Raw genomic sequence first — 14027 nt, 5'->3', positions numbered from 1 at the left:
AGTATATGCCTCGGCGAGGGGGACAACGCTTTGTGTTTTATATTTGTTTTTTCGAATATGAAAATGGTATCTTCACGAGCGATTTGTGAAGAAGGTAAGGTTAACGGGAGTGCGACATGACGTCATTGACGCCGCTGAAGTTGTTTAAAAACCTGTCGGACGAGACGCGTCTGACGCTGGTGCTGTTGCTGCGCCACGCCGGCGAGCTGTGCGTGTGCGAGTTGTCGGGCGCATTGGCGCTGCCGCAACCCAAAATTTCAAGGCATCTGGCGATGTTGCGTGAAAGCGGGCTGTTGCTCGATCGGCGCGATGGCAAGTGGATACATTATCGCCTGTCACCGCATATGCCTGCCTGGACGGCGGGGATTATTGAGCAGGCTTATCAGTGCCGGCCAGAACAGATGATGGCGTTGGCGCAACGCGTAGCGAAAGGCTGCCCGTAACGGTAAAAAATTTGCGCAAACACATTTGAAAAAACATATATGTAAATTTGAAGAGGCAGTGAGACGGCGATGATAGTGGCAGGGGCGATCTTTATTCTGACGTTGGCCTTGGTGATCTGGCAACCGAGAGGGCTGGGCATCGGCTGGAGCGCAGCGTTCGGCGCGGGATTGGCATTACTGAGCGGCGTGGTGCACGTCGGCGATATTCCCGTGGTGTGGCAGATAGTCTGGAATGCGACTGCAACCTTTATCGCCGTCATCATCATCAGCCTGCTGCTGGATGAGAGCGGCTTCTTTGCCTGGACCGCCTTGCACGTCGCGAGCTGGGGCAACGGCAAAGGCCGATGGCTGTTTACCTACATGCTGCTGCTGGGGGCCGTGGTGGCGGCGCTGTTCGCGAACGACGGCGCCGCGTTAATCCTTACGCCGATCGTGATCGCCATGCTGTCGGCGCTCGGCTTTCGCCCTGCGGCGGTGCTGGCTTTCGTCATGGCGGCTGGCTTTATCGCCGATACCGCCAGCCTGCCGCTGGTAGTGTCCAATCTGGTGAATATCGTTTCGGCGGATTTCTTCCGGCTGGGCTTTACGGAGTATGCGGCGGTGATGGTGCCGGTCAACCTTGCCGCCGTGGCGGCGACCCTGGTGATGTTGCATCTGTTCTTTCGCAAGGATATTCCGCGGCGCTACGCGTTGACGCGTTTACCCATACCCCAAGAAGCGATTCGCGATCGTGCGACTTTCCGAACCGGCTGGGCGGTATTGGCACTGTTGCTGATTGGCTTCTTCGCCCTGGAGCCGCTCGGTGTGCCGGTAAGTTTGGTCGCTGCTTGCGGCGCGCTGATTCTGTTGGCGGTGGCGAAACGTGGACGGACGATCAATACCGGTAAAGTGCTGCGCGGGGCACCCTGGCAGATCGTGATTTTCTCGCTGGGCATGTATCTGGTGGTCTACGGGCTGCGCAACGCCGGCTTGACCGAACTGCTTTCCGGCGTGTTGGACGTGCTGGCGCGGCAGGGGCTATGGACGGCGACGCTCGGCACCGGCTTCCTGAGCGCGTTTCTCTCTTCCGTCATGAATAACATGCCAACGGTGCTGGTGGGGGCGTTGTCAATCGACGGCAGCAGTGCGGAAGGCGTCATCAAGCAGGCGATGATTTACGCCAACGTCATCGGCAGCGATCTCGGCCCCAAAATAACCCCGATCGGCAGCCTGGCCACGTTGCTGTGGCTGCATGTGTTGGCAAGGAAGAACATCGTCATTACCTGGGGCTATTATTTCCGCGTGGGGCTGGTGATGACGCTGCCGATCCTGTTCGTCACCCTGGCCGCGCTGGCGCTGCGGCTGTCCGTTTTACCCTAACCGGAGAAACTGTCATGAGCAGTATCAAGATTTATCACAACCCGGCTTGCGGCACGTCGCGCAACACGTTGGCGCTGATCCGCAACAGCGGCGCTGAGCCCGAGGTGATTTTGTATCTGGAAACGCCTCCCAACCGCGAACGGTTGGTTGCGCTACTGGCCGAGATGGGCATGACACCGCGCGCGTTGCTGCGTAAAAACGTCGAGCCTTACGCCGAGTTGAAACTGGACGAGACCGGTTGGAACGATGAGCAACTGATCGACTTCATGCTGCAACAGCCGATCCTGATCAATCGACCCATTGTGGTGACACCGCTCGGCACGCGTCTGTGCCGGCCATCGGAGGCGGTGTTGGATATTCTGCCGGATCCGCAGCGCGGGGCCTTCAGCAAAGAGGATGGGGAGCCGGTGATCGATGCGCAGGGCCGCAGGATAACCAAAGGCTGATCGCTGCGGCCCTGCGCCCTGGCAAAATCAGTGCAGTTCGGCGCCGCTGCGATCGGCCAGCGCTTCCAGCAGCGGGGCGGAAGGCACGAAGAACAGGGTGCCGGTCACCGCGTGGCTGAAATCGAGCAGCCGATCATAGTTGCCGGCCGGGCGGCCGATAAACATGTTTTCCAGCATCTGCTCGATCGGCTGCGGGGAGCGCGCATAGCCGATAAAGTAGGTGCCGAATTCGCGCAGGCCGGGGCGGCCGAACGGCATGTTGTCGCGCAGAATTTTCACTTCGTTGCCTTGCTCGTCGGTGATGGTGGTCAGCGAACTGTGCGATGACGACGGTTTGACCGCTTCATCCAGCTCGATGTTGGACTGCTTATGGCGGCCGATGATCTTCTCCTGCGTTTCCACGCTGAGCGAATTCCAGCCCTGCATATCGTGCAGGTATTTTTGCACCAGCACATAGCTGCCGCCGCTGAACGCCGCGTCTTCGTCGCCGATAACCGTATAGTCGTAGGCTTCGTGTCCCTCCGGATTCTCCGTGCCGTCGACGAAGCCAATCATGGCGCGCTGATCGAAGTAACGGAAGCCGTGTACCTCTTCGACCACCGTCACGGCGTCGCCGAGCTTGCCGACCAGCTGCGAGGCCAGTTCGAAACACAGATCCATTTCATCAGCGCGGATATGCAGCAGGATGTCGCCGGGCGTGGCGACGGCGACGCGTTCCCCGCTGCCGATCGGGCTGAACGGATGCAACTGGCGAGGGCGCGGCGCGCCAAACAGCGTATCCCAGGCTTCGGAGCCGAAGCCGCAGACGCAGGTGAGGTTGCCCGCCGGCGCGCGTTTGCCGACCGAACGTACCACGGCGGCGATGTCGCCGCACCAGGCGCGCACCGCCGCCAGATGGGCGGGAACGGGCGACAGGGTGGCGACGATGAAGATGGCATGGCGCGTCACCGGCGTGAATACGGCTTGCGGCGGATTGTTATTTGCATTCATTGCATTCGGCTCCAGTGTGTTCGGGTGAAATCAATCAGATCAAATTAAAGTGCTCGTCGGGTTTCATCGGCGGCGGCAGCGGGCTTTGGTCGTTCATTTCCAGCAGGTTGCGCTCGATGGTGTTGCACATGGCGTTTAACGGCAGATGGTTGGCCGACACGCCGAATGGATCTTCCAGCTCTTCGGCCAGCGAGTCCCAGGATAAGAAGGTATAGGAAATGAACACCGAAACAAACGGTGTCATGTAATGCAGATCGGTCACCAGGGCAAAAGGCAGCAGGCTGCAGAACAGGTAAACGGTGCGCTGCAGGATCAGGGTATAGGCGAACGGCACCGGCGTGCTGGCGAGCCGTTCGCAGCCGCCGAGGGCGTGGGACAGCTCGCTCAGCTTGTTGTCGAGCAGCTCGAAGGTGATGTCGCTCAACAGCCCCCGTCGGCGCAGCTTGCCGATCTCCTGGCCCAACATCAGCAGGATGCGGTTGGTCGGCATCGGGCTGGCGATCACCTCCGCCAGCTCTTTACTGCTGAGATTGTGGTACAGATCGGCGGTCGGGTCGGTGGCGCGCAGCTGATGCTTCAGGCTCCAGCTGAAGGCGATCAGCAGCTTGGCGACCTTCTGATGCACCGCCGGTTCGTCCGGCAGCAGGCTTTTGATCTGACGCAGCAGGGAGCGCTCGGTAATCAGCAGCGAGCCCCACAGGTTGCGCGCTTCGACAAAGCGGCTGTAGCCGGCGTTATTGCGAAAGCCGAGAAAAATGGCGATGGCGATACCCAGCAGGCTGAACGGCGCGATGGTTAAATGCACGCCGAGCTGTTCGTACCATTGATAGCTGATCACCGCCACTATCGACATCAGCACGTTCAGCGACAGGCGAAAGGTGATCTTTGACAGCACGGAACCGTGCCAGGCGAACAGGCGAAAAAACCAGTTCTGATTCGGGCGAATGATCATGACGTGGGTGCTTCCTGGTGTCCTGCTATTGAGAATAGTCGATTCTTATCCGGCGGCGTTAGGCCGCCGTCGTCGATGGCCAGAGCCGCTGCGGGTGCGTATAGACGGTGGCGCGCCCCGGCTTGCTGAAGCCCACCAGCGTCAGGTTGCTGCGTTCGGCTACTTCCACCGCCAGGCGGGTGGCGGCGGAAACGGCGAACAGGATCTCGACGCCGCACATGGCGGATTTTTGCACCATTTCATAGCTGGCGCGGCTCGACACCAGCGCTGCCCCTTGTGACCAGGCCTGTTGGCTGCGGTAACCCAGCAGTTTGTCGAGCGCCACGTGGCGCCCAACGTCTTCACATCCGCCGCTGAGCGCGCCGTCCGGCTGGATCCAGGCCGCCGCGTGGGTGCAGCCGGTCAATTTCCCCACCGTTTGCACCTCCTGCAGCTGCGCCAACGCTCGGTCGAGCAGGGCCAAATCGAAGCGTTGCGTGAAGGGCAGCGGCGCGATGGGTTGGGCGACCTCCTGCAGCTGCTCCACCCCGCAGACGCCGCAGCCGGTGCGGCCGGCCAGGCTGCGGCGCTTCTCTTTCAGCTGCATAAAGCGGCGGCTCGAGAGTTCCACATGCACTTCAATGCCGTTGCAGGCCGGCTGTTGACGGATATCGTAGATATCGTCGGGGGAGGCGATGATGCCTTCGGACAGCGAAAAACCGATGGCGAAGGCCGCCAGATCTTTCGGCGTCGCCATCATCACCACGTGGGAAATGCCGTTGTACACCAGGGCGACCGGCACTTCTTCCGCCAGCCAATCCTGCTGCGCCTGAGCCAGATCGTTGCGCTGCCAGACCGCGTGGCGCGACAGGCATTCCTGTTTGATATCGTCGGTTTCTGCGAGGAGTAGGTGCTTATTCATAACGTTCTCGTGACCGTCGGTGACGAGGCGCCGACGGGAGTGAATTCTTATTAGCAGGTGTGGGGATTATACAGGATCCTGATCCCGCTCGTGTAGGGAATGACACCCTGCCGGCGACCCCACCAGGTTATCCACAGTTTTGGTGGATAACGTGTGTGCAAGGGGCGGTGAAACGCTTAGCAGGCGTAAACAAAAAATCGTTCAGAAAATTATTATATTACGCGGGAAAGTGCGATCTGCAGGGGGATTGGGGGTTGCACGCATTCGCGTTTTGTTTATTCTTTGCTGTATAAACATACAGTTTGGTTGTGATTATGCTGAGCAATTCAATGTTGTATGCTTTTTCACCAGGTGAACCCCTGACGTTACCGCTGTTTGCCGATCGCGTGGCCTGCGGCTTTCCTTCCCCGGCGCAGGACTATGTCGAGAGCAGGCTGGACATCGGCAAGCTGCTGGTGCGGCACCCCAACGCCACCTACTTCGTGCGCGCCAGCGGCGAGATGGAGCGTGCAGGATGGATCAGGCACTACCGACAGATTAAGAAACTGAGTATCCGAGAAACAGCAGACGCGACAGGCTACAGTACTTCCCAAGTTTGTCGCATTCAGGCCTTCTATAAAGAAGTTGAGACTGATTAAAAAGCAGCCTTAATGTACAATAATTTTCGATATCCAAACTGACCCCATGAACAATCAATGAGTTAGAGGTAAAAGATGATTTCATACAAAAAAACCATACCTGCTCTTGTCATATTCGCTTTATCTAATGCTGTGGCATATGCGAATGATTTCGACAAATCAAACGAAGCGATGGCAATTTCAGCAATAGGTTTTTCTGGCTCAAATGCTCGTGTTGCACATGATGTTTGTGGGGCAACCAATGAGAAAATTGATAAATATAAAAAACAAATAAAAGACTCATTAACTAGAACATTAAAGTATGAACAGTCAGGATTCGATACGCATTGGGATAATGGTTGGAAAAATGCTGATTTTTTGGTTAAGTCATTAAGTAATGATGAAGCCTATAAAAAAGAATATTGCCGAGAGGTTTTAGATGGAATTAATAATCCTGAAATGAATTAAGGATTATTCCTTATTCGGGGTTCTACGCCGGAACTCCAGATTTTTCCGTCCGCTAAAATTATCCTCGGTTGAGCAGCTTTATACCGTCAGCTCGCAGTGGACCATCAGGGGAAATGTGGCGGTACAGCGTTTGTCGGGTTATCCCAAGCTCCTGACATAACGTACTGACTTTCGTCTCTGGCCGTCCCATTGATGCCATTGCCAGTCGCAATTTTATTGGCGTCATTTTGTAAGGCCGTCCGCCGTTCCTCCCGTGAGGCAAGGCCTGCCGCTGTTCTTTGCGGCGCTGTACGCAGCAGAGACCGAGGGCCGCGCGCGACTGGCTCGACACCCGCTTAGTCCCGCCCTCTGGTCAAATGCAGGCTGACGTGTACAGCCTGCAGGCAGAGGATTTCGTCTGGCAACCGGTATCGCCCGCCGTCGGCGCCGTTCGCAATGACAATCCCTCACTCATCCTGCCCATCGATACGCCAACGGTCTGAGTGCCGCATTATCCACAGTTTTGGTGGGTATCATGTGTGTAAACACACGCGAAGAATGCCAAAAGCTGCAGGAAAAATCGCTCAGAAAATTATTATATTACGCGGGAAAGCGCGATCTGCAGGGGGATTGGGGGTTGCACGCGTTCGCGTTTTGTTTATGCTTTACTGTATAAATATACAGTTTGGTTATGATTATGCTGAGCAATTCAAGGTTGTATGCTTTTTCACCAGGTGAACCCCTGACGTTACCGCTGTTTGCCGATCGCGTGGCCTGCGGCTTTCCTTCCCCGGCGCAGGACTATGTCGAGAGCAGGCTGGACATCGGCAAGCTGCTGGTGCGGCACCCCAACGCCACCTATTTCGTGCGCGCCAGCGGCGAATCGATGATCGACGGCAATATCCAGGACGGCGATCTGCTGATCGTCGACAGCGCCCTGACGCCGGAGCACGGCAATATCGTGATCGCCGCGGTGGACGGCGAATTCACCGTCAAAAAACTGCAGCGCCACCCCGACGTGCGGCTGTTGCCGATGAATCCCGCCTACGCGCCGATCGTGTTCGACGACGAGGCGCAGCTGGAGATTTTCGGCGTGGTGACCTTTATCGTCTACGCGGCGCGGTGACTTCGGCCCTTTTTTTCATTTTTTTTCTGCCCGATCTTTTCGTTGGCGTGACCTCTCTACTGAGTTTCCAGTTCAATACACTCAGGGGAATCCTTCATGGCCATAAAAAACAAGAACGGCGCAGGGCGTACGTTCACATCAGCCAAACGCATTACCGGGAAACGCGTAGCTATCGGGATAGGATGCGCACTATCGGGCATGCTCACCTCCGCGATGGCAGCACCCGGTGCGTCGGCACCACCCTCGGCGGTCGAACAGCCCGCTATCCTTTCCTTCGCCATTCCCGCCGGTGATCTGGCGCCCGCCTTGCAGACGGCGGCCGCTAAGGCCGGCGTGATAGTGATTTTCACGCCCGAACAGACGCGTGGAAAAAGCACCGCGGGCCTGCAGGGACATTATCGTCTCACCGACGCGTTCGATACGCTGTTGGCGGGCAGCGGATTGCGCGCTCAGCAAACTGCGCAGGGATATCGGTTGGTCGACGCCGGGCCGGTTCAGCCGTTGACGATACCGGAACTGTCGGTGGTCGGCGGTTTGTCCGACAGCGTCGCCGCCGGCCGTTCGGTGCTGGATAAAGAAGACATCGAACGCGTACAGGCCGATAACATCGCCAGCCTGCTCGATCGTCTGCCCGGGGTAGGGATGGCGGGATCGCCGCGCCCGGGGGGCCAAAGCCTGAATATCTGGGGCATGGGCGACATGGAAGATGTGAAGGTGGTGCTGGACGGCGCGCCGAAGGGATTTGAGAAATATCGGCAGGGTTCGGTATTCATTGAACCCGAATTGCTGAAAAAGGTTGAGGTCGATAAGGGGCCGCACAATCTGTTGAACGGCAATGGCGGCTTTGGCGGGACCATTACGCTGGAGACCAAAGATGCCGGGGATATGCTGCTGCCGGGCGAAGATTTTGGCGGCTTGCTGAAGTACAGCTACCACACCAACGATCGCCAGGGCATTTACAGCGGTGCGTTGTACGGCCGTACGCCGGAAGGATTCGCCGACGGTTTGATCTACATGAGCAAGCGTGACGGCGGTAACCTGAAGCGACCGGACGGCACGCGCTTTGCCTATTCCGCCAACGATCAGGCTTCCTACCTGTTAAAAACCAATATTTATCTGAGCGAGGCGCAAACCCTGACGCTGTCGGCGATGCGTTCGGACTCCGATGGCTGGCAGCCTTTTGCCGCCAAGCGGGACGATATCGCTGCGCCCAGCCAGGCGGATATCGATAAATATGGCCGGGAAGAAGCGTGGCGCCGCATTCTGGTGTATCGCGACCAGACGGACACTAATTACTCGGTGAAATGGAATCTGGCGCCGGAAGCGCAGCCGTTGCTGAATCTGACGCTGTCTTATGCCTATTCGAAGACAGAGCAGCATGACAAGCGGCCGGATTCCGCGTCAAAGTTCAGCTATCTCGGTACGCTGGGCAATGAAAGCTGGGTGAACTATACCGATCGGCAGTTTGACGTCAGCAATGAAAGCCGTTTCGCCAGCGGGCCGCTGGAGCACAAGCTGTTGCTCGGCGCGCGTTGGCATAAACATCAGCGCGATACCCTGATGTATTACCCCTCGCAGGTGAAAAACGCCAGTTACAACTACGGCTATTTCCAACCGTATTATATGCCGGCGGGCGAACAGGAAACCCGCAGCGTTTATCTGCAGGATGCGGTCAGCTTCGGCAGCCTGACCGTGACGCCGGGCGTGCGTTACGATCATGTGACCAATACCGGGCAACCGAACCGGGCGCCGCGCTATAACGACAGCGATCCGCTTGTGGGCCATGATTACAGCAGCGTGACCTATACCGGCTGGTCGCCGCATTTGGGCGTGATGTGGAAAGCGACGTCGAATCTGTCCCTGTTTGCCGACGTTAGCCGCACCTGGCGCGCCCCGGTGATCGACGAACAGTACGAAGTGCAATACGCCGCTTCCAGCGTGCCCGGCACCAGCCGCGGCCTGCAGGTGGAACGCATGACGGGCGTTCGTCTCGGCGCGGTGCTGGACTTCAACGATGTGTTGATGGCGCGAGACAGTCTGCAGATCCGCACTACGCTGTTCCGCAATCGCGGCAAGGACGAGATTTTCTATCGTCGCGGCGTAGTGTGCGACGCCGCACGGCACGGGGGCCAATGTGGGCAACCGTTGTCGAACTATCGCAACTTGCCGGGTTATACCATTGAGGGCGTGGAGCTCGAATCGTTTTATGACAGCGAAAGCCTGTTCGGCAGCCTGTCGTTCTCCTCGATTCGCGGCAAACGCGACGCTTCACCGCGCGATCCGTGGGGCAACGAAACCTGGATTGCCGAAATTCCACCCGTTACGGCACACGCGATGCTGGGCATGAAAGTGCCGCAGTGGGACATGGCCTTCGGCTGGACCGGCGATTTCGTGCGTAAACAGGATCGTTCACCGGCCGACGGCGATCCGATGGCCGTTGTCTGGGCGCTGCCGAAAACGTCGGGTTATGCATTGCACGGCCTGTTCGCCTCGTGGCAACCCAGCGGTTTGCAGGGCTTCGAAGCTCGCGTCGCGGTGGACAACCTGTTCAACCGCGATTATTACCCTTACCTGGGCGAATCGGTGTCCGGCGTAGGGCGCAACATCAAGTTTAGCGTTAGTCAACGTTTCTGAATATCCTGCTGACAGGGGCCATTTCGGCCCCTTTTCACGTTTTCTCTCCCGTATTTCCCTACTTTTTCGCCGTTTATAAATCATCAGCAATCGCTTGACACAGAAGTTACAATTTTAAAATAATAATAATTATCATTTTCAATCTCATTATCAATTGGTGTCACCGAATGGCAAGGAAAGAGGCCGCGGCAGCCAACGGGTTTGCTCAACAGCTTTACCTTGAGCATCACAGTTGGCTATGCCATTGGCTGAGACAGAAGGTCGGGTGCGCGCATCACGCCGAAGACCTGGCGCAGGATACGTTCATCAGTATTTTACTGAGCCCGCAGTTGCTTGCCATTCGGCAACCACGCCCCTTCCTGGCGACCGTGGCGCGCCGGCTGGTGGCGAATTATTACCGGCGTAAAACAATCGAAGAGAGCTATCTGCAGGCCTTGAGCGAGCTGCCGACGATCGAGGCGCCCTCGCCGGAAGTCCGTCAACAAACCCTCGAAATGCTCGAACAGTTGGATCAGGCGTTGGACGGATTGCCGGCGCACGTCCGCGAGGCTTTCCTGTTGGCGCACCTGCAGGGCATGCGTTATTGCGACATCGCTGAACGTTTGCGGGTGTCGACCAGCTCGGTGAAACAATATCTGCAGCGCGCCAATTTGCACTGTTTCTTTGCATTGGCGGCGTAACGGCAAGTGCGGAACCCATGATGGAATCGGATATCGATCGGCAGAGCGCGCGTGAGGCCGCCGCCTGGTTAACCCAGCTGATGTCGGAAGAGGCAAGCGATGCGGATAGGGAAAACTGGCGGCGTTGGTATCAGGCGAAACCGGAAAATGAACGCGCCTGGCGGCATATCGCCGCGTTTTCATCCCGTTTTTCTCTGCTTAACGGGGCGGCGGCGCAGCGTAGTCTGTCGCAGTTGCCGAACCCGCAACGCCGCCGGTTGCTGAGAAGCCTGGCGGCCATCGGCGTGGTGGGGACGGTTGGCATCGGTTCTGGCGCGCTGCCCTGGCGCCCCTGGCTGGCGGATTACCGCACGGCGGTGGGGGAGCAGCAAACCGTCGCGTTGGCGGATGGCGCGCAGTTGATGTTGAACACGCAAACGGCGGTCAACGTCAGCCGTCAGCAGGCCGCATTGCTGGAGGGCGAAATGATGGTGAATCTGCCGCCGGAAAGCGGCGCGTTGACGGTGAGGCTGCCGCAGGGTGAGATCGTGACGCAGGCTGCTCGCTTCAGCGTTCGCCTGTGGGAAACCTACAGTGATATCGCCGTTTATCTTGGCCGAGTCACGATCCTTTCGCCGGCGCATCGGAACGCGGTGCTCAACGCCGGTCAGGGCGGCAGATTAAGCCGGCAAGGCATTGGCGAACCGTATCGCGTGACGCAAGAGCCCGGTTGGCGGCAGGGCATGCTGTTGGCCGACAACATGCGGTTGGACGACTTCCTGATGGAGCTGGGGCGTTATCGTCAGGGCGTTATTCGCTGCCGGCCGGAGGTCGCCGGCCTGCGGCTCTCCGGCGCGTTTCCGCTGGCTGACCCCGAGCGCGTCATTGCGGCTCTGCCCGGTGCGCTGCCGGTTAGGATAAATATGCTGTCAAAATACTTCATTACCGTATCCTAAAGTTTTTTACTCTGCCATTAGGGTATTTCCTTTTCGATTGACCTGTTCTTTCTCGTTCCCTGCCCGGTACCGCGTGCCTAAACGACCTTTCTGACATACCCCGACTGCCGTTGACCGCCGCGTACGTTGGTCGGTTTTACGCTTAACCTGAGTACCGTTTCCTATGTTCAATCACAACGTATTATCTGGCGATTTCTCTTTACCACCAACAGGCGGGCGATGGCGCTGGGCTACCGCCAATGTGTTGGCGTTGGGTCTGCATGGTGCGTTGTGGCTTGGGCTCGGTTATCACCTGATGCCACCGCTGCTGCCCGCGGCGCAACCGATGGTGTTGATGATGGTTGCCGAGCAGGCGGAATCGACCCCCAACGCAGAGCCGATGCCGACCGGCGTGCGCCAGGTGCAGGCGGTGGCGCAACGGCAGGCCAATCGGGAACCGGAGGCGGCGATGCCTCCGCTGATTCATGCGCCGCGTGCGACGGAGCGGCAGAGCAAGGCTAAAGGGCAACGGAACGATCCCATCAGACCGAAAACGGAACCGCCGCGCCCAAGGCAGGAGGAACAGGAAAAAATAGCGTCTGCAAGCTCAATAGCATCAAGCACCAGCGCGCCGCCGTCTCTGGATGGAAAGCGTGTTGCCGCACCGCAAACCAGCGTGGCGTCGCAGCCGAGCCAGGATGCCTCGGTCTGGAGCGGCCTGCTGTTGGCGCATTTGAGCCGTTTCAAACGCTACCCGGCTCTGGCGGTACGCCAGCAGCGCCAGGGTATTGTTCAGGTTGCCGTGACGTTGGATCGACAGGGGAACGTGCTGGGCGTGAAGCTATTGCGATCGAGTGGGGTTGCTTCGCTGGATCGGGAGGCGCTTCACTTACCGCAGCGCGCTTCTCCACTGCCTGCACCCGGCAACGAGATCGCAGCGGGGCAGGCGGAATTCAGCGTGACCATTCCGATTCGTTTCGATCTGCGTGAAGTTCGCCGTTAATGAAAAACTCGGCTCCAGGTAAACGGAGGCTGAGTTAAAAGCCAAAGCGCATCAAACGGATAGCAGCGATGTGGCGGTTTCTACTTGATCGTCGCCAGAAAAATACAAATACTGTATGCATAAACAGTAAATTGGTGCCGTTATGAATAACAACCCACTGACGATGAAAGGTCGGTAACCATGTTCGCTCTGGTGGACGTCAACAGCTTCTACGCCTCCTGCGAGACCATCTTTCGGCCCGATCTGCGCGGGCAGCCGGTGATCGTGCTGTCCAACAACGACGGCTGCGTGATCGCCCGCAGTGCCGAGGCGAAGGCGCTGGGCGTGCCGATGGGCGCGCCTTATTTCAAAATCAAAGAGGAGATGCGCCGCCGCAACGTCGCGGTGTTCTCCTCCAACTACGCGCTGTACGCCGATATGTCCCGCCGGGTGATGGATACGCTGGAAGAGATGGCGCCGGCGGTGGAGATCTACTCGCTGGACGAAGCCTTTCTGCGGCTGGACGGCGTGGCGCATTGCGAAGCGCTGGAGCCGTTCGGCCAGCGGGTGCGCGATCGCATCCGGCGCGAGCTGCATTTGACGGTCGGGGTCGGCATTGCGCCGAGCAAAACGCTGGCCAAGCTGGCCAACTTCGCCGCCAAGAAATGGCGCGGTACCGGCGGTGTGGTGGATTTATCCGATCCGGCGCGCCAGCGCAAACTGCTGGCGTTGCTCCCGGTGGAAGAGGTGTGGGGCGTGGGCCGCCGCCTGACTCGCCAGCTGCAGGCGATGGGCATTCACACCGCGCTGCAGCTGGCGGACTGCGATACCCGGCTGGCGCGTAAAACCTTCAGCGTGGTGCTGGAGCGCACGATACGCGAGCTGCGCGGCGAATCGTGCCTGCGGTGGGAAGATGAGGCGGCCGCCAAAGAGCAGATCATCTGCTCCCGCTCGTTCGGCCAGCGGCTGACGCACTACCCGCACATGCGCGAGGCGATCTGCAGCTATGCCGAACGCGCCGCCGAAAAGCTGCGGCAGGAAAAGCGCTACTGCCGCAACGTGTCGGTATTTATCAAAACCAGCCCGCATTCGGCGGGCGAAGGGTATTACAGCAATATGGGCACCGCCCGGCTGCAAACGCCGAGCAACGACAGCCGCGACATCATCGCCATGGCGGTGCGCGCGCTGGAAAGCATCTGGCAGGAAGGGCGGCGTTACCTGAAGGGCGGCGTGGTGCTGGGGGATTTCAGCGCCGCCGCCATGGCGCAGATCGATCTGTTCGACGACTGCCCACCGCGCCGCAACAGCGAGCGGCTGATGGCGACCCTCGATCGCCTGAATCAGGAGGGGCGCGGGCGTGTATGGTTCGCCGGGCAGGGGATCGTCAAGCCGTGGCAAATGAAGCGCGACATGCTGTCGCCGGCCTACACCACTCGGTTGGTGGACATCCCGGTGGCGCGGTTGGGGGAGCGGGCGCCGCGCACCGCCGAATCGAAGGAAGAAAAACGCCGCGGGTGACAACCGGCGGCGCGGGTA

General features: G+C 58.7%; 13 protein-coding genes and 3 pseudogenes. 12 read left to right on the top strand and 4 right to left on the bottom strand.

Annotation, left to right across the window (positions count from 1 at the left end; all coding sequences use genetic code 11):
* Positions 1-116 precede the first annotated feature (116 nt).
* From C9411_RS03530 to arsC, 3 genes are all read left to right on the top strand, one after another.
* Complete coding sequence (locus tag C9411_RS03530) at positions 117-443, top strand: metalloregulator ArsR/SmtB family transcription factor (RefSeq protein WP_107226420.1); 327 nt, start codon at positions 117-119, stop codon at positions 441-443.
* Positions 444-512: 69 nt separating this feature from the next.
* Positions 513-1802, top strand: a complete 1290-nt coding sequence (locus C9411_RS03525; protein ID WP_107226419.1) for an arsenic transporter — start codon at positions 513-515, stop codon at positions 1800-1802.
* A gap of 14 nt (positions 1803-1816) precedes the next feature.
* Complete coding sequence (gene arsC, locus C9411_RS03520; protein ID WP_107226418.1) at positions 1817-2248, top strand: glutaredoxin-dependent arsenate reductase; 432 nt, start codon at positions 1817-1819, stop codon at positions 2246-2248.
* 27 nt (positions 2249-2275) lie between these two features.
* On the opposite strand, the gene C9411_RS03515 is transcribed toward arsC, so the two are convergent.
* From C9411_RS03515 to fdhD, 3 genes are read right to left on the bottom strand one after another with little or no spacing between them, the layout of a single operon-like run.
* Positions 2276-3238 carry a Dyp-type peroxidase gene (locus C9411_RS03515; RefSeq protein WP_107226417.1) on the bottom strand — a complete coding sequence of 321 codons (963 nt, stop codon included), beginning with the start codon at positions 3236-3238 and terminating at the stop codon, positions 2276-2278.
* Between the two features lie 34 nt (positions 3239-3272).
* Complete coding sequence (locus C9411_RS03510; RefSeq protein WP_063990370.1) at positions 3273-4190, bottom strand: bestrophin family protein; 918 nt, start codon at positions 4188-4190, stop codon at positions 3273-3275.
* Positions 4191-4248: 58 nt separating this feature from the next.
* Positions 4249-5091 (bottom strand): formate dehydrogenase accessory sulfurtransferase FdhD, encoded by an 843-nt coding sequence (gene fdhD, locus C9411_RS03505; RefSeq protein ID WP_063990369.1) that lies wholly within the window; start codon positions 5089-5091, stop codon positions 4249-4251.
* A 329-nt stretch (positions 5092-5420) separates the two neighbouring features.
* Between fdhD and C9411_RS03500 the strand changes: the two are divergent.
* Together C9411_RS03500 and C9411_RS25480 are read left to right on the top strand one after the other, a co-directional pair.
* A pseudogene (locus C9411_RS03500) lies at positions 5421-5591 on the top strand (DNA polymerase V); the annotation flags it as partial.
* Positions 5592-5804: 213 nt separating this feature from the next.
* A complete protein-coding gene (locus C9411_RS25480) occupies positions 5805-6176 on the top strand; it encodes a hypothetical protein (RefSeq protein ID WP_126171699.1) in 372 nt (123 codons plus the stop codon).
* A gap of 58 nt (positions 6177-6234) precedes the next feature.
* Here the strand turns inward: C9411_RS25480 and C9411_RS25960 are convergent.
* A pseudogene (locus tag C9411_RS25960) lies at positions 6235-6441 on the bottom strand (HTH domain-containing protein); the annotation flags it as partial.
* A gap of 37 nt (positions 6442-6478) precedes the next feature.
* Here C9411_RS25960 and C9411_RS26165 point away from each other — a divergent pair.
* From C9411_RS26165 to umuC, 7 genes and pseudogenes are all read left to right on the top strand, one after another.
* A pseudogene (locus C9411_RS26165) lies at positions 6479-6658 on the top strand (hypothetical protein); the annotation flags it as partial.
* Positions 6659-6846: 188 nt separating this feature from the next.
* The gene (umuD, locus tag C9411_RS03475) at positions 6847-7281 is read left to right on the top strand and encodes a translesion error-prone DNA polymerase V autoproteolytic subunit (RefSeq protein WP_033635060.1); all 435 of its coding nucleotides are present in this window, start codon (positions 6847-6849) and stop codon (positions 7279-7281) included.
* 96 nt (positions 7282-7377) lie between these two features.
* Positions 7378-9915, top strand: a complete 2538-nt coding sequence (locus C9411_RS03470; RefSeq protein ID WP_369919353.1) for a TonB-dependent hemoglobin/transferrin/lactoferrin family receptor — start codon at positions 7378-7380, stop codon at positions 9913-9915.
* A gap of 167 nt (positions 9916-10082) precedes the next feature.
* The gene (locus C9411_RS03465) at positions 10083-10595 is read left to right on the top strand and encodes a sigma-70 family RNA polymerase sigma factor (RefSeq protein WP_063990452.1); all 513 of its coding nucleotides are present in this window, start codon (positions 10083-10085) and stop codon (positions 10593-10595) included.
* 20 nt (positions 10596-10615) lie between these two features.
* Positions 10616-11530 carry a FecR domain-containing protein gene (locus C9411_RS03460; protein WP_158263870.1) on the top strand — a complete coding sequence of 305 codons (915 nt, stop codon included), beginning with the start codon at positions 10616-10618 and terminating at the stop codon, positions 11528-11530.
* 163 nt (positions 11531-11693) lie between these two features.
* Positions 11694-12512 (top strand): energy transducer TonB, encoded by an 819-nt coding sequence (locus C9411_RS03455; RefSeq protein WP_107226414.1) that lies wholly within the window; start codon positions 11694-11696, stop codon positions 12510-12512.
* A 180-nt stretch (positions 12513-12692) separates the two neighbouring features.
* Positions 12693-14009, top strand: coding sequence for a translesion error-prone DNA polymerase V subunit UmuC (umuC, locus tag C9411_RS03450; RefSeq protein WP_107226413.1), 1317 nt, complete (start codon positions 12693-12695; stop codon positions 14007-14009).
* The last annotated feature ends 18 nt before the right edge of the window (positions 14010-14027 follow it).

Source organism: Serratia sp. Nf2, from assembly GCF_003028435.1.
Taxonomy (GTDB): Bacteria; Pseudomonadota; Gammaproteobacteria; order Enterobacterales; family Enterobacteriaceae; genus Serratia; species Serratia marcescens_L.
This window is presented reverse-complemented; position numbering and strand designations above follow the sequence as displayed.

Excerpts from the sequence above, each read along its gene's own strand:
- umuC (WP_107226413.1), top strand. The coding sequence starts at position 12,693 with ATGTTCGCTCTGGTGGACGTCAACAGCTTCTACGCCTCCTGCGAGACC.
- C9411_RS03515 (WP_107226417.1), bottom strand. The coding sequence starts at position 3,238 with ATGAATGCAAATAACAATCCGCCGCAAGCCGTATTCACGCCGGTGACG.
- C9411_RS03460 (WP_158263870.1), top strand. The coding sequence starts at position 10,616 with ATGGAATCGGATATCGATCGGCAGAGCGCGCGTGAGGCCGCCGCCTGG.
- C9411_RS03465 (WP_063990452.1), top strand. The coding sequence starts at position 10,083 with ATGGCAAGGAAAGAGGCCGCGGCAGCCAACGGGTTTGCTCAACAGCTT.
- umuD (WP_033635060.1), top strand. The coding sequence starts at position 6,847 with ATGATTATGCTGAGCAATTCAAGGTTGTATGCTTTTTCACCAGGTGAA.
- C9411_RS03525 (WP_107226419.1), top strand. The coding sequence starts at position 513 with ATGATAGTGGCAGGGGCGATCTTTATTCTGACGTTGGCCTTGGTGATC.
- C9411_RS25480 (WP_126171699.1), top strand. The coding sequence starts at position 5,805 with ATGATTTCATACAAAAAAACCATACCTGCTCTTGTCATATTCGCTTTA.
- arsC (WP_107226418.1), top strand. The coding sequence starts at position 1,817 with ATGAGCAGTATCAAGATTTATCACAACCCGGCTTGCGGCACGTCGCGC.
- fdhD (WP_063990369.1), bottom strand. The coding sequence starts at position 5,091 with ATGAATAAGCACCTACTCCTCGCAGAAACCGACGATATCAAACAGGAA.
- C9411_RS03530 (WP_107226420.1), top strand. The coding sequence starts at position 117 with ATGACGTCATTGACGCCGCTGAAGTTGTTTAAAAACCTGTCGGACGAG.
- C9411_RS03455 (WP_107226414.1), top strand. The coding sequence starts at position 11,694 with ATGTTCAATCACAACGTATTATCTGGCGATTTCTCTTTACCACCAACA.
- C9411_RS03510 (WP_063990370.1), bottom strand. The coding sequence starts at position 4,190 with ATGATCATTCGCCCGAATCAGAACTGGTTTTTTCGCCTGTTCGCCTGG.
- C9411_RS03470 (WP_369919353.1), top strand. The coding sequence starts at position 7,378 with ATGGCCATAAAAAACAAGAACGGCGCAGGGCGTACGTTCACATCAGCC.